At 66.2% G+C, this 12,229-nt stretch carries 12 protein-coding genes and 1 tRNA gene; 11 read left to right on the forward strand and 2 right to left on the reverse strand.

Annotation, left to right across the window (positions count from 1 at the left end; genetic code table 11):
* Positions 1-70 precede the first annotated feature (70 nt).
* The 6 genes from lgt to AB0F86_RS26430 all read left to right on the forward strand — a co-directional run bounded on the left by lgt (position 71) and on the right by AB0F86_RS26430 (position 5,917).
* A complete protein-coding gene (gene lgt / locus AB0F86_RS26405) occupies positions 71-1,162 on the forward strand; it encodes a prolipoprotein diacylglyceryl transferase (RefSeq protein WP_356987296.1) in 1,092 nt (363 codons plus the stop codon).
* A gap of 226 nt (positions 1,163-1,388) precedes the next feature.
* A complete protein-coding gene (locus AB0F86_RS26410; RefSeq protein ID WP_181697666.1) occupies positions 1,389-1,910 on the forward strand; it encodes a TM2 domain-containing protein in 522 nt (173 codons plus the stop codon).
* Positions 1,911-2,070: 160 nt separating this feature from the next.
* Entirely contained in the window at positions 2,071-2,829 is a 759-nt protein-coding gene (locus AB0F86_RS26415) for an amino acid ABC transporter substrate-binding protein (protein ID WP_220139262.1), read from the forward strand.
* Between the two features lie 3 nt (positions 2,830-2,832).
* Positions 2,833-3,504 (forward strand): amino acid ABC transporter permease, encoded by a 672-nt coding sequence (locus tag AB0F86_RS26420; protein ID WP_067644687.1) that lies wholly within the window; start codon positions 2,833-2,835, stop codon positions 3,502-3,504.
* Positions 3,505-3,593: 89 nt separating this feature from the next.
* Positions 3,594-5,012 (forward strand): pyruvate kinase, encoded by a 1,419-nt coding sequence (gene pyk / locus AB0F86_RS26425; RefSeq protein ID WP_225282504.1) that lies wholly within the window; start codon positions 3,594-3,596, stop codon positions 5,010-5,012.
* Positions 5,013-5,035: 23 nt separating this feature from the next.
* On the forward strand, positions 5,036-5,917 hold the full coding sequence (locus tag AB0F86_RS26430; protein WP_356987305.1) for an acyl-CoA thioesterase II: 882 nt from the start codon (positions 5,036-5,038) through the stop codon (positions 5,915-5,917).
* A 10-nt stretch (positions 5,918-5,927) separates the two neighbouring features.
* Here the strand turns inward: AB0F86_RS26430 and AB0F86_RS26435 are convergent, their stop codons facing one another.
* Together AB0F86_RS26435 and AB0F86_RS26440 are read right to left on the reverse strand one after the other, a co-directional pair.
* Positions 5,928-6,332 (reverse strand): hypothetical protein, encoded by a 405-nt coding sequence (locus tag AB0F86_RS26435; RefSeq protein ID WP_356987299.1) that lies wholly within the window; start codon positions 6,330-6,332, stop codon positions 5,928-5,930.
* An 89-nt stretch (positions 6,333-6,421) separates the two neighbouring features.
* Positions 6,422-7,039 (reverse strand): protein tyrosine phosphatase, encoded by a 618-nt coding sequence (locus AB0F86_RS26440; protein WP_067498086.1) that lies wholly within the window; start codon positions 7,037-7,039, stop codon positions 6,422-6,424.
* A 334-nt stretch (positions 7,040-7,373) separates the two neighbouring features.
* On the opposite strand from AB0F86_RS26440, the gene AB0F86_RS26445 reads away from it, so the two are divergent.
* The 5 genes from AB0F86_RS26445 to AB0F86_RS26465 all read left to right on the forward strand — a co-directional run bounded on the left by AB0F86_RS26445 (position 7,374) and on the right by AB0F86_RS26465 (position 12,195).
* A tRNA-Leu gene (locus AB0F86_RS26445) sits at positions 7,374-7,460 on the forward strand.
* Between the two features lie 167 nt (positions 7,461-7,627).
* Positions 7,628-8,245 (forward strand): ANTAR domain-containing response regulator, encoded by a 618-nt coding sequence (locus AB0F86_RS26450; protein WP_067498083.1) that lies wholly within the window; start codon positions 7,628-7,630, stop codon positions 8,243-8,245.
* Positions 8,246-8,520: 275 nt separating this feature from the next.
* Positions 8,521-9,678 carry a branched-chain amino acid ABC transporter substrate-binding protein gene (locus AB0F86_RS26455; protein ID WP_225282507.1) on the forward strand — a complete coding sequence of 386 codons (1,158 nt, stop codon included), beginning with the start codon at positions 8,521-8,523 and terminating at the stop codon, positions 9,676-9,678.
* A 73-nt stretch (positions 9,679-9,751) separates the two neighbouring features.
* Entirely contained in the window at positions 9,752-10,789 is a 1,038-nt protein-coding gene (locus tag AB0F86_RS26460) for a branched-chain amino acid ABC transporter permease (RefSeq protein WP_067498077.1), read from the forward strand.
* The gene (locus AB0F86_RS26465; protein WP_356987463.1) at positions 10,786-12,195 is read left to right on the forward strand and encodes a branched-chain amino acid ABC transporter permease; all 1,410 of its coding nucleotides are present in this window, start codon (positions 10,786-10,788) and stop codon (positions 12,193-12,195) included. Before AB0F86_RS26460 ends, AB0F86_RS26465 begins: the two co-directional genes overlap by 4 nt.
* Positions 12,196-12,229 lie beyond the last annotated feature (34 nt).

A 12,229-nucleotide genomic window follows, 5' to 3' on the forward strand; every position in this document is an offset into this window, starting at 1 on the left:
ACCCGATTTCCCTGGGACACGGGTCGCTCGTCAGGGGACGGGCTGACCCGATTCCGGCCTCTCCACTAACGTGGTGGCCGTGAACTCAGTCCTGGCCTATATCCCGAGTCCGCCACAGGGTGTCTGGCAGCTCGGACCCTTTCCGTTGCGGGCGTACGCGCTGTGCATCATCCTCGGCATCGTCGTCGCCATCTGGTGGGGTGAGCGCCGGTGGCAGCAGCGTGGTGGGCAGGCCGGGGCGGTGCTCGACGTGGCCATGTTCGCGGTGCCGTTCGGTCTGGTCGGTGGCCGGATCTATCACGTGGTCACGGACTGGCACAAATACTTCGGGCCGGACAAGAACCCTGTCGAGGCGCTCTACATCTGGCAGGGCGGGCTCGGTATCTGGGGTGCTGTGTTCTTCGGCGGCATCGGGGCCTGGATCGCCTGCCGGATCTACAAGATCCCGCTGCCCGCGCTCGGCGACGCCATCGCCCCCGCGGTGCTGCTCGCCCAGGCGATCGGCCGGCTCGGCAACTACTTCAACCAGGAACTCTACGGACGCACGACCGAGGTGCCGTGGGGTCTCGAGATCTTCGCGCGCTACGACACCGAGACCGGCGCGCGCGACATGATGAACGGGGTGTCCACCGGGCAGGTGCTCGAGGTGGTCCACCCGACGTTCCTCTACGAGATGATCTGGAACGTCCTCGTCGTCGTGCTGCTCGTACAGATCGACAAGCGTTATCGAATCGGGCACGGCCGCCTGTTCGCGCTCTACGTCGCCGGATACAGCTTCGGCCGGTTCTTCGTCGAGCTGATGCGTAGCGACGAAGCGACACACATCCTCGGCATCCGGATCAACTCGTTCACCTCCGCGCTCGTATTCCTCGGCGCCATGGCCTACTTCGCGCTGGCCACCAAGGGCCGCGAGGACCCGGCCTTGCTGCAGCCGGGAGCGGCGCCGCGCCCGTGGCCGTGGCAGCTGTCGAAACTGCGCGCGCTCGGCGCCGCCGAGAACGCCGACGGCGGACAGGTCGACCTCGCGAAGAAGGCGGATTCCGCAGTGGGAAACAATGATTCGGCCGTAGCCACTAACGAACCGGCCGAGGACACGGCTGCTACCGAGGAAGAGGCCGACAAGGCAGGCGAGCCGACGAAATCGGACGCGAAGAAGGCCTGATCCCTCGAGAAACCGAACTGATCGACGGGTGTTCGTCAACACGACGAGCACCCGTCGCGATATTCCCGTGAGTGCTGCGTGCTCGTGACGACGAGGCACCCGAGAAGACAACGGCCGGTGGTACCGGCCACAATGACCGTGATCGTCGCGGGCGCACCGCCGTTCGGCCGATCACCACATGGCCGGGGGCCACGACGGGTACCCGCACGAATGATGGAGGACATGAGTGACCGACCCCTACAACCCCAATCCGCAATACGGCCCTGATCTGAGCAAGCAGCCCGATTCGGGCGCGCACCAGCAGTACGGTCAGCCGGCCTACGGCCAGCAGCCGTCGGACCCGTACGCCCAGCAGCCCGGTTACGGTCAGCCGCAGTACGGCGCGCCGCAGCCGCAGTACGGTCAGCCCGCCGACCCGTACGCCCAGCCGCAGCCGGGCTACGGTCAGCCGCAGCCGTACGGCATGCCGCAGGGGTACAACCCGGCCGACCCGGAGGCCCCTTACGGCCGGGACATGTACGGGGTTCCGTTCTCGGACAAGCAGAAGCTGATGGCCGGTCTGCTCGAGATCTTCCTCGGCAGCTTCGGTGTCGGCCGCTTCTACCTCGGCTACACCGGTCTCGGCATCGCCCAGATCGCCGTGGTCTGGCTGACCTGCGGTCTCGGCGCCATCTGGCCGCTGATCGACGGCATCATGATGCTCACCGGCAAGGTGCCCGACGCGCAGGGCCGCCCGCTGCGCGACTGAACCGACACGCGTCGCCGACGGGTGTCCTGCCTCGGCAGGGCACCCGTCGTGTTTCCCCGCCCCCATTCCGATCACGATGAGCGATACTCTGTGTCGGTCGTGCGCGGCGCCGTAGCGTCGCTTGGCCTGCGCGTGCCCTATGCGCGCAGCGGAGAAAGGGATGTCCGTGCGCAAAGTTCTTGCCGCCGTCGTACTCGCCGTCGTCGCGGCGACGGGTCTGTCGGCCTGCTCGTCCGCGTCCGACCCGAATGTGCTGAAGGTGGGCACCGAGGGCACCTACGCGCCGTTCAGCTACCAGGAGAACGGCGAGCTCACCGGATACGACGTCGAGGTCGCCCGCGCGGTCGGCGAGAAGCTCGGCAAGCGGGTCGAATTCGTGCAGACACCGTGGGACTCGATCTTCGCCGGACTGGAATCCAAGCGCTTCGACCTGGTCGCCAACCAGGTGACGATCAACCCCGAGCGCACCGCGAAGTACTCGCTGTCGCAGCCCTACACCACTTCCGAGGGTGTGATCGTCACCCGCGCCGACAACACCGACATCACCGGCCTGGCCTCGCTCGCGGGCAAGACCACCGCGCAGTCGGCCACCAGCAACTGGAGCCAGGTCGCCAAGGACGCGGGTGCGAAGGTCGAGGCGGTCGAGGGCTTCGTGCAGGCGGTGCAGCTGCTGAAGGCGGGTCGCGTCGACGCCACCGTGAACGACACTCTCGCGGTGGGCGAGTACACCAAGAAAACCGCTGACACCGGTATCAAGATCGCCGCCAAGACCGGCGAGGTCAGCAAGCAGGCCTTCGCCGGCCGCAAGGACGACGCAGCGCTGGTCGCCGATGTCGACCGGGCGCTCGCCGAGCTGGCCGCCGACGGCACCCTGGCCCGCCTGTCGGAGAAGTACTTCGGCACCGACGTCAGCAAGTAGCGGATGGATCAGGCGACCTGGGAGCTGATCCGGCGCAACCTGTGGCCGATGCTCGAGGCGACGGTCACGATGACGTTGCCACTCACCGCGATCAGCTTCGTCATCGGCCTGGCCATCGCGGTGGGTGTCGCGCTGGCCAGGATGTCGGCGCGGCGGGTGCTGTCGTGGCCCGCCCGCTTCTACATCTCGATCATTCGCGGCACCCCGCTGCTGGTTCAGCTGTTCATCGTGTTCTACGCGCTGCCGCAGTTCGGGGTCGTGATCGATCCGTTCCCGGCGGCGGTGATCGCGTTCAGTCTCAATGTGGGCGGTTATGCCGCCGAGGTGGTTCGCTCCTCGATCATGAGTGTGGCCCACGGTCAGTGGGAGGCGTCCGAATCACTCGGCATGACGTACGTGCAAACCCTGTGGTACGTCGTGTTTCCGCAGGCCGCCCGGATCGCGGTTCCCCCGCTGTCCAACACCCTGATCTCTTTGGTGAAGGACACCTCACTGGCTTCGACCATCCTGGTCACCGAACTGCTGCGCACCGCCCAGCTCGCCGCTGCCCCCACCTTCGACTTCTTCGCCCTCTACGGCGTCGCGGCCCTCTACTACTGGGCCATCTGCCTGGTCCTCGGCTTCGCCCAAACCCGCCTCGAGACCCGGCTCTCGCGCCACGTTGCCGTTCGGTAGCGAGCTCTTTCGGTGAACACGAAGGGAACTCGGGGTGTGACACGGCAGGCGAAAAGACTCGGCGCTCCCCGAGTACTAGGCTGGGCACTGTGATGCGACGGACGAAGATTGTGTGCACCCTAGGACCGGCGACTGCCTCCCAGGACCGAATTCGTGAGCTCGTCGAAAGCGGCATGGATGTAGCCCGGCTGAACTTCAGCCACGGCGAGCACGCCGACCACGCCGACAACTACAAGATGGTCCGCGCGGCCTCCGACGAGACCGGTCGCGCGGTCGGCATCCTCGCCGACCTGCAGGGCCCCAAGATCCGCCTCGGCCGCTTCACCGAGGGCAAGACCCACTGGGCCACCGGTGAGCAGGTGCGGATCACCGTCGACGACGTCGACGGCTCCCACGACCGGGTGTCGACCACTTACAAGGAACTCGCCAAGGACGCCAAGGCCGGTGACCGCCTGCTCGTCGACGACGGCAAGGTCGGGCTCACCGTCGAGGCCGTCGAGGGCAACGACGTGGTGTGCCGGGTCACCGAGGGCGGCCCGGTGAGCAACAACAAGGGCCTGTCGCTGCCCGGCATGAACGTGTCGGTGCCCGCGCTGTCGGGCAAGGACGTGGAGGACCTCGAGTTCGCGCTGAAGCTCGGCGTGGACTTCATCGCCCTGTCGTTCGTGCGCTCGCCGTCCGATATCGAACTCGTGCACGAGATCATGGACCGGGTCGGGCGCCGGGTGCCGGTGATCGCCAAGCTGGAGAAGCCGGAGGCGATCGAGAACCTCGAGGCCATCGTGCTCGCGTTCGACGCGGTGATGGTCGCGCGTGGCGATCTCGGTGTCGAGTTGCCGCTCGAGCAGGTGCCGCTGGTGCAGAAGCGCGCGATCCAGATGGCGCGCGAGAACGCCAAGCCGGTCATCGTCGCCACCCAGATGCTCGAATCGATGATCGAGAACTCCCGCCCCACCCGCGCGGAGGCCTCCGACGTCGCGAACGCGGTGCTCGACGGTGCCGACGCGGTGATGCTGTCGGGGGAGACCTCGGTCGGTGCCTGGCCGATCGACGCGGTGCGCACCATGGCCCGCATCGTCACCGCCGTGGAGTCCGAGACGTCGCGGGTGCCACCGCTGACCCACGTGCCGCGCACCAAGCGCGGCGTGATCTCCTACGCGGCGCGCGACATCGGCGAGCGGCTCAACGCCCGCGCCCTCGTCGCGTTCACCCAGTCCGGTGACACCGTGCGCCGCCTGGCCCGCCTGCATACCCCGCTGCCGCTGCTCGCGTTCACCCCGCTGCCGGAGGTGCGCAGCCAGCTCACGCTCACCTGGGGCACCGAAACTTTCATCGTGCCCATGGTCGACAGCACGGATGCGATGATCCACCAGGTGGATCAGGCGTTGTTGTCGCTGGATCGATACCGCAAGGGCGACCTGGTCGTCATCGTGGCCGGCTCCCCGCCGGGTACCGTCGGTTCCACCAACCTGATCCACGTGCACCGCATCGGCGAAGAGGACCATTAGCAGTGAGTAGTTCGGTAGACGAGATGATCGACATCGGGCCCGGCGAGCCGACATCCGACCTGCGGGTGCTGCTCGATCTGCTCGACCTGGAGCAGATCAGCGAGGACGTCTACCTGGGCAACCACCCGGAGAAGGTGTGGAGCCGCACCTTCGGTGGTCAGCTCGTCTCCCAGGCGATCGTCGCCGCGGGCCGTACCGCGGGTGATCGCCCGCTGCACGCGATCAACGCGCATTTCGTGCGCGGCGGCGACGTGAAGAAGCCGATCGAGTACCACGTGCAGCGGCATCGCGACGGGCGCGCGCTGGCCAACCGGACGGTGACCGCGAGCCAGGACGGCCAGGAGCTGTTCGTCATGCTCGCCGCGTTCCAGGACTGGGGCAAGGGCCTCGAGCACGCCCACGACGCGCCCGTGGTGCCCGATCCGGAGTCGTTACCCCGGATCGAGGAGCATTTCGCGGGGTTCGAGGACAAGCTCGAGATGTTCATCAACGCCCCGCACCCGATCGATATGCGCTACACCAACGATCCGGCATGGATCCTCAAGGGCAGCGGCGCCAAGCTCAACCACAACCGGGTGTGGATGCGCACCGACGGCACGCTGCCCGACGATCCGCTGCTGCATGTGGCGGCACTCGGCTATTCGTCGGACACCACGGTGCTCGATTCGATCATCACCACGCACGGTTTGTCGTGGGGGCTGGACCGGATTCTCGCGGCGACGGTGAATCATTCGATCTGGTTCCATCGCCCGTTCCGGTTCGACGACTGGTCGCTGTACGCCACCGAGTCGCCGGTGGCGGCGGGTTCGCGTGGGCTGGCGACGGGCCGGTTCTATTCGCGCAGTGGCGAATTGCTCGCCACCACGGTGCAAGAGGGCGTCATCCGCCACTTCCCGGCGCGCTGAGGCAGGTATTTCAGAGGCGCTCGACGTCGGGTTCGAACTCGACGTCGCTGCGCTGATGAGCGCGCAGCGTGAACGGCACCGTCTGATCCGCGCCGTACACGGCGAGCGCCAGCCCGGATTCGAGGTCGGCGATGTCGTCGTCGCTGAGGTCGGTGGGTTCACCGACCAGGCTCAGCGCGATCTCGAAGGTCGCCTCGGTCTCCGGCTGGTGGCCGGGATGGGTTGCGCGCCACTGGTTTTCGAGGTCCTGGTGGACGGTGTCGGTGGCGTCGACCGGGAGGGTGAAGCGCCAGGCGAATACGTCGCGGTCCTGGATGTGGTCGGCGAGGACGCCTCGGATGTCGCCGACGATGCGGTCGAGGACGTCCGGTGTCACGTACACATGGAGAGAAACATCCGAAATGCGTTTCGGCATGTCCGAGTCCTGTCGTGTGTCGAACCAGCATGGGTAACTTCCACGTCCGCGCCGAAGTGTAATCGGTGTCCGCTCTCGCGAACAGACCTTCATCTCCTGCGTTGCGCGGCGAGGAAGGCCGCGAGCGGGCGTGCACCGCCGGGCTCGATCACCAATCCCGGCCGTTCGTCCTCGCTGAGTTTGGTCTGCTCGTGCGGTGCGAGCGCGCTCAGCAACGGGAAGAGCACCTCGGCGATGCGGTCACCGACCTCGACGAATGCCTCGGCGGACAGTCCGATCGGGTCGGCGATGTTCTCCCGGCCCACATAGGCGAGGTCGTTGCGGGCGCGATGCAGTGCGGCAATGGATTTCGCGCCGGTGACCTTGGCGATGCGGTGCGCCTCGATGAGGGTGAACGTGCGCGGTGCGGCGCCGAAGGCCAGTTCGGCCACCTGGTCGCGTAATGCCTCGGTCATGGTGAGCACCAGATCGGCGCGATCGACCATTTCGGGCTTGAGTTTGCGGGCCTTGAATCCGGTGGTGTCGCCACCGAGCCCGGCGATCGTCTCCGCCGCGAGCGGTTCGGCCGGAAAGCCGACGAGGGCACGGGTTCCCGCGCTTTCGGCGGTGAGGCCTGGCAGTCCGTTGTGCGCCGCGAATGCCCGGGTGAGCCGTTCGGCGATCACCGACCGGCAGACATTGGAGTTGCAGACGAACAGCACGTGCATACCGATACCGTAATCCCGGTCATTGTCGTGCAGTAGGCCAGAATTGTAACCATCACAGGCGTGCTGCTATTTATTCACCTTTCGGTTGAATTCCGTACATTCATCGCGACGCGAAATCCGTTGTGTGTGACCGTGATACCCGTGTGATCGGAGTGGTAAACCTTCGTTCCGGATGTGTCGATCATCACTGGTTCCGGACCACGATAATTCGGTTCGGAAATAAATTCCGATCGGCCGGTCGATGCCGCCGACCCGCTCGGCGGGCCGGGGTCCGACGGCGGGCAAGGCCCGGTTCGCTTCCGGGCGTGCCGGGACGCTATAGTGACCGCGGTGCGCCGGGTTGGCGGAACTGGCAGACGCGACGGTCTCAAAAACCGTTGTCCGAAAGGACGTGTGGGTTCGAGTCCCACACTCGGCACCAACGGCGGTAGCGCGGCATCGGCCGCGCTCCGCGGGGGAGTATCTGTCGCGGGGCACGCGATGACCTCGCACACGTGTCACCCGCGGTTCCGGCAGCTCCACGCATTCGGAAGTGGACGCGATAGGTACTCTCGACATCGGCAGTCGGAATCCAGAGGGGTCGAACCTATGAGCACGAATGCAGCAGGCGCTGGCGCCGCGGGTGACGTGGTGGCCAAGCGCGTTGTCGTGGCCGAGGACGAGGCCCTCATCCGCATGGACCTCGTGGAAATGCTCAAAGAAGAGGGCTACGACGTCGTCGGCGAGGCCGGCGACGGTCAGCAGGCCGTCGAACTGGCCGAGCAGCTGCGCCCCGATCTGGTGATCATGGACGTGAAGATGCCGCGCCGCGACGGCATCGATGCCGCCGCCGAGATCGCGACGAAACGTGTTGCGCCCGTGGTGATCCTGACCGCGTTCAGTCAGCGCGACCTGGTCGAGCGGGCCCGTGACGCCGGCGCGATGGCGTATCTGGTCAAGCCGTTCACCAAGTCGGATCTGGTGCCCGCGATCGAACTCGCGGCGAGCCGCTTTCACGAAATCTCCGCGCTGGAAACAGAAGTCGCGAATCTGTCCGATCGGCTCGAGACCCGCAAACTGGTCGAGCGTGCCAAGGGCGTGCTCATGCAGACCCAGGGTTTGACCGAACCTCAGGCGTTCAAATGGATTCAGCGCACGGCGATGGATCGGCGCACCACCATGAAGGCGGTGGCCGAAGTCGTGCTGGAGAACCTCACCCCGCAGTGACGTCGAACCGTAAAGCTCCGGTGCGCGCCCAGGAAACCGGAAAAACTTTACGTAAGCGAAACAATAACGTGAACTATGACCGCACACGAAGCATCCGACATGATGCGAATGTGATGCGGATCTAACAAAGCGGCGATATGTTCTCACCGGGTCGAACGTGGGTCGGCCCCCTCGGTGACCCCGGGGTGCACAGGACATAGAGGTGAGACGTGCTCAGTTCGACATGGCGCAGTCGTTCGACGCGAGGAGTTCTGGTAATCGGAGCTGCCGCGTCGTTGGTGTTGTCCGGATGTAGTGACAAGTCGTCCGACGGCGGCGGTGGCGGCAACACCGACCTCTCCATCCAGCCCGTCGTGCAGCTCGATACCGAGGGCAAGGCCGTCGCCCAGACCGACGCCGGCGCGGCCGCCGATCCGGCCGGTGACGGCAAGGCCAAGTGCGCGCCGACGAGCATCGCGATGGCCGGACCGCTGACCGGTGGCAACGCCGCGCTCGGCATCAACATCACCATGGGCGTCAAACTCGCCCTGGACAAGCACAACAAGGCGAACCCGGATTGCCAGGTCTCGGTCAAGGAATTCGACACCGAGGGCAAGCCGCAGAACGCCAGCCAGAAGATCCCGACCATTGTCGCCGATCCCAGCATCGTCGGCCTGATCGGCCCGACCTTCTCCGGTGAGACCAAGGCGACCGGCCAGATCCTCAGCGAGGCGGGCATGCCGACGCTGACGGCCTCGGCCACCAACCCGACGCTGACCCAGAACGGCTGGAAGACCTTCTTCCGCGGCCTGGGCAACGACAACTCGCAGGGCCCGGCCGTGGCGAACTACCTCACCAAGGAGAAGGGCTTCAAGAAGATCTGCGTCGTGCAGGACAACACCGACTACGGTGCCGGTCTCGCGCAGGCCTTCCTCACCGCGGCCGGCGGCGCCGCCGATCCCTCCTGCGCGGCCAGCGTCAAGGAAGGCGACAAGGACTTCTCGGCGACGGTCTCCAAGCTGTCGGCGGCCAAGCCCGACGCAATCTTCTACGCCGGGTACTACGCCGAGGCCGCGCCGTTCGTGCAGCAGCTGCGTTCCGGTGGCGTGACCGCGACCTTCGTCTCGGCCGACGGCAGCAACGATCCCGAGTTCGTGCGCCAGGCCGGTTCGTCGTCCAAGGACGCGTTGCTGTCGTGCCCGTGCAGCCCGGCGCCGGAGAAGTTCGCCGCCGAGTACACCGCGTTCAACGGACAGGCACCCGGCGTCTACTCCGTCGAAGGCTACGACCTGGCCACGATCCTGCTCAAGGGCATCGACTCCGGCAAGGTGACCCGCGCCGACCTGGTCGAGTACGTGCGTACCTACACCGGGACCGGTGTGGCCCGTGAGTACAAGTGGGGCGAGACCGGCGAATTGGCCAACATCCAGATCTGGATGTACGAGGTCAAGTAGTCCCATCTGAGCGTGTTGCGGTGCGCGTGGCAGCTGTTGCCACGCGCACCGCTCGCCTGACGCGAGAGTAACCATGACATCAGCCGCATCGCTCGGTGTGACCCTGCTGGCCGAGGGGTCCATCGATTTCAATGTGTCCGGGGTGATCGACCAGTTCTGGAAACTGACGGTCGACGGTCTCACCTACGGCTCGATCTACGCGCTGGTCGCCGTCGGCTATACGCTGGTCTACGGCGTGCTGCGACTGATCAACTTCGCCCACTCCGAGATCTTCATGCTCGGTATGTTCGGTACCTACGTGGGGTTGGAGCTGCTCGGCTTCGCCCCGAGCGGCAATGTGTATTCCCAGGGTGTCGTCCTGACGATCACCTATCTCGGCCTGGCGATGCTGTTCGGCATGCTGGTCTCGGGCATCGCCGCCGTCGGCCTGGAACGCGTCGCCTATCGGCCACTGCGCAGGCGCGGCGCGAAACCACTCGCCTTCCTCATCACCGCGATCGGTATGTCGTTCGTGATCCAGGAATTCGTGCACTACATCCTGCCCAAGATCAAGCCGGGTCTCGGCGGTTCCAACGCCCAGACCGGCATCCGGCTGGTCGAGCCGAAGGTGCAGTTCACCTTCCTCGGCGCGCAGGTGACCAACGTGGCGCTGGTGATCTTCGCGGCGGCGATCGTGCTCGCGATCATCACCGAGGTCGTCATCAACCGGACCAAGTTCGGCCGTGGCATCCGCGCGGTCGCCCAGGACCCCGACACCGCGACCCTGATGGGTGTCTCGCGGGAGCGGGTCATCATGCTGACCTTCCTCATCGGCGGTCTGCTGGCCGGCGCGGCCGCCATGCTGTACACGCTCTACATTCCCACCGGCATCATCTTCTCCGGCGGATTCATTCTCGGTATCAAGGCTTTCAGCGCCGCGGTACTCGGTGGCATCGGCAACCTGCGCGGCGCACTGCTCGGCGGGTTGATCCTCGGCGTCGCCGAGCAGTACGGGCAGATCCTGTTCGGCACCGAATGGCGTGACGTGGTCGCGTTCGTGCTGCTGGTGACCGTGCTGATGTTCCGGCCCACCGGCATCCTCGGCGAGAGTCTGGGGAGGGCACGCGCATGACCGACACGACGAAAACCGCAGTGGCGCAACAGGACAAGCGTGGCATCGGCGACGCGATCCGCAGCTGGTGGGACGGGCTCTCGCGGCCCGGCCAGTGGGCGGTCGGCATCCCGGTGATCGCCGTGCTCGCGCTGCTTCCGCTGTTCCCCCCGCCGTTGCTCGACACGCCGGGCGCGAGTTTCGCGGGTGTGATGGCGCAGTTCGCCATGTACGCGCTGATCGCGATCGGCCTGAACGTGGTGGTCGGCCAGGCCGGTCTGCTCGACCTCGGTTACGTCGGCTTCTACGCCGTCGGCGCCTACACCGTCGGCCTGCTGACCAGCCCGAACAGTCCGTGGAACCAGACCGATGGTGGTTGGCTCGAACCCGGCTGGGCCTGGGTGGCGTGCCTGCCGCTGGCGGTGGCGCTCACCGCGGTGGCCGGCCTGATCCTCGGCGCGCCGACCCTGCGGTTGCGCGGTGACTACCTGGCCATCGTGACGCTCGGCTTCGGTGAGATCGTGCGCCTGATGGCCGACAACCTCGGCGATCTCACCAACGGCAGCCTCGGGTTGTCCAAGATCTCCTATCCGGAAGTCGGCGAGTCCGAGACCAAACCGGGCGGATTCTTCTCCCCGGGCAACCTCGGTGACCCCGACAGCTGGAATCCGTTCACCAGGGCGAGCAACGGCGCCTGGTGGTTCTGGCTCGGCCTGGCACTGGTCGTGGTCGTGCTGCTGGTGATCGGCAACCTCGAGCGCAGCCGGGTCGGCCGCTCCTGGGTCGCGATCCGCGAAGACGAGGACGCCGCCGAGATCATGGGCGTGCCGACGTTCAAGTTCAAGCTGTGGGCGTTCGTGATCGGTGCGTCGGTCGGCGGCCTGTCGGGCGCGATGTACGCCGGTCAGGTCACCTACGTCAACCCCAAGCAGTTCGACATCATCTTGTCGATGCTGTTCCTGTGCGCGGTGGTGCTCGGCGGATCGGGCAACAAGCTCGGCGTGATCGTCGGCGCTTTCCTCATTGCCTACCTGCCGGTTCGGCTGCAATCGGTGCAGCTGGTGTCGAACGAATCGACCGGTTATCTGCTGCTCGCGGTCGATGTCGCGGTCCTGGTCGGGCTGTGGCTGCTGTGGCGGTGGCGGGGCAACACGCTGGGGGTGTGGGCCACGCGCGCGGTGACCACCGTCGCGGTGGTCGCGGTGATCCTCGGGCTGCTGTTGCTCGGCAGTGTGCTGCTGCACCGCCAGGGCGGCGCGCAGTCCCTCGGTGACCTGAAGTACCTCTACTTCGGCATCGCGCTGGTGGTGATGATGATTCTGCGACCGCAGGGCCTGTTCCCGGTGCGGCAGAAACTGCTCACCTACGGCAGACAGGTGTACCAGGCCGTGCGCAAGCCGGCCGAACTGATCGGAGCAAGGCGATGACCGGGCCGGGCGCGGGCGACGCGCTGTACGACAA

Origin of the sequence: Nocardia sp. NPDC023733, assembly GCF_040639775.1 — a bacterium.
GTDB lineage: Bacteria > Actinomycetota > Actinomycetes > Mycobacteriales > Mycobacteriaceae > Nocardia > Nocardia rosealba.